We start from the raw sequence: 2367 nt of genomic DNA on the forward strand, positions 1-2367 counted from the left end.
GCCTAAAACTTGGGAAGAACTAGTCAGTATTCATAATACAATGGAGAAACAGGGTAAAAAAGCCATCATGTGGGATATTAAAAATGCTTACTTTACTTGGCCTGTTATTTCCTCTGGCGGTGCCTATGCTTTTGAAAAAATTGTAGGGGGTTACAATGCCAAAAGTACCGGAGTTAATAATGAAGCAGGAATCAACGGTCTGCAGTTTTTAGTTAATATGGTTAATCAAGGTGTATTGAACCCAAACATGGATTATGCCGTCTCTGATGCTGCATTCAGCAAAGGAGAGGTGGCCATGACGATAAACGGCCCATGGTCTTGGGGTAATTTAGATAAATTAGGCATAAATTATGGCGTTGCAGAGCTGCCAACGCTAAACGGTGGCAAAGGTAATCCTTTTGTTGGCATTCTAAGTGCTGGGATTAATTCGGCCAGCCCGAATACTGATCTTGCCGTTGAGTTTTTAGAAAATTATGTCTTTCAAGATGATGCACTAAAAATCATGAATGACGATAAGCCACTTGGCGCAGTAACGTTAAAATCGTTTCAAAAAATCTTAGAACAAGATCAGCGAATCAAAGCCACTATGATTAACGCCGAAAATGGTGAAATTATGCCTAATATCCCACAGATGACAGCATACTGGTTTGCCGAAGGGGCAGCGATTGATAATGCGATGCAAGGAAAACAAGGTGTCAAAGAAGCATTAGATATGGCAGCGAAACAAATCACGAAATAATTCATCCCCAACAAGCACAATTTTCATGTTCACCTTTGGGTACAGTCTACTGTACCCCTTTTTATAGGTATCGGTCATGACTTCAAAATATAGACATTCTCAAATTACCTCAATAAACCAAACACAAACACGCCTTCTCATTTGTAAGGAGTTCACGCCGATATGTGGTGTAGAACCGAGTACACCAAGAATTGATGGCACTTTAGAGCTAGAAAATTTATTTTCAAATCTAGCAATAGAAAGTACCTCAAAATTTTCTTATGTATTCAGTGATGGCGTGGATGGATATTATCAAGGACATACCTATGGCTTCAGCTCAAGCGGTAATTACCGTCATTCTCAAGGTTGGTATTTAGGTCAATTTGCGTCATTTGTAAACGGTAACATCAATGATAAAACACAAGCCAGTAAAGCCCGCTTGATGCCTTTTGGCATTGAACATCACTATGTTGGTACATCTTCTGTAGAATGTTTGAGCTTATTACAAGGTCAACGACTTGCTTGTCTCACCATCACCTCTGAGTCCAAACAATCTCTTGCCATACTCCCTGAGCTTAATATATTAGTAAATGCAAGCAAACCTGAATGCATCGATGACGTCCTTATCTATGAAATAAATGACGCAAATTCTGTTAGCGAAGAACCACGTTTTATTGCGATTAGCGCAAATCAATCCGTTATTGCCAAAGAAATGGCAACCGATGAATGTGCAACCACCTCTAAATTAATGGGTTTAAGTGATTCTAATGTAAAGCTGATGATTAGTTCCACTGAATCAACCCAAAAATTAGTCATTTACCTCTACTTTGAAAGCACCAAAACAGAGGCAATAAAAGGAGCTCAACTCGCAGCGCAAAACCATGCAAATATTATTTTTCAAAACAATCTGTATCGCTTTCTGACACGTAATTATCTATGGACCAACGATCTGGAGTATAACCGAGCCGTGATGTGGTCTAGATTGGCAAGTCGTACATTTGTGAACCAAGAGTTTGGTTCTGGTATATGGGCTGGTTTACCTTGGTTCAAAGACTGTTGGGGAAGGGATACGTTCATAGCCTTATCTGGGACAAGTCTCATTAATGGTCAATTTCCAGAGTCCAGAGCAATCATTGAAAATTTTGCTTCCATGCAAATGCAAGATCATACTTCAGTCAATTACGGTCGTATTCCCAATCGAGTAACGAGCAAAACGGACATAATATATAACACGACCGATGGTACGCCTTGGATGATTAGGGAGGTGATGGAATATATTAATTACAGTGGCGATATCGCTTTTGCAAAGGATATTTATCCGATTGTAAAACGATTTATTGATGGGATAGAAAGTAATTATCTTAGTGAAGATGGGTTACTAAAACATCGTCATCCCGATACCTGGATGGATGCAAAAATCAAAGGTCAAATTCCATGGTCTCCTCGCGGACCGAAAGCTAATGATATTCAAGCATTGCTATTTGAAAGCTTTCATGTTGCGGCACGTCTGGCAGAAATGAATAAAAAGGATCTAGATCATCGATATTATTTAAAATTAGCTGAAAAATTAAAGATGAGTTTTATCAGAAAATTTTGGGATGAGGATAAAAAACAACTAGCTGATCATCTAAAAGAGTTCGATATACCAG

The 2367-nt window shown here is 38.9% G+C and carries 2 protein-coding genes; both read left to right on the top strand.

What is annotated here, in order from left to right; translation table 11 throughout:
• Nucleotides 1–739, top strand: a 739-nt coding sequence (gene malE / locus AACQ17_RS08805; RefSeq protein ID WP_094167706.1) for a maltose/maltodextrin ABC transporter substrate-binding protein MalE, incomplete at its 5' end; no start/stop codon positions are given.
• 76 nt (nucleotides 740–815) lie between these two features.
• Nucleotides 816–2367 (top strand): amylo-alpha-1,6-glucosidase (locus tag AACQ17_RS08810; RefSeq protein WP_276206496.1); only part of this gene is annotated, 1552 nt, incomplete at its 3' end.

The sequence above is a fragment of the Vibrio sp. V10_P2A27P122 genome (assembly GCF_963874335.1).
Taxonomy (GTDB): Bacteria; Pseudomonadota; Gammaproteobacteria; order Enterobacterales; family Vibrionaceae; genus Vibrio; species Vibrio anguillarum.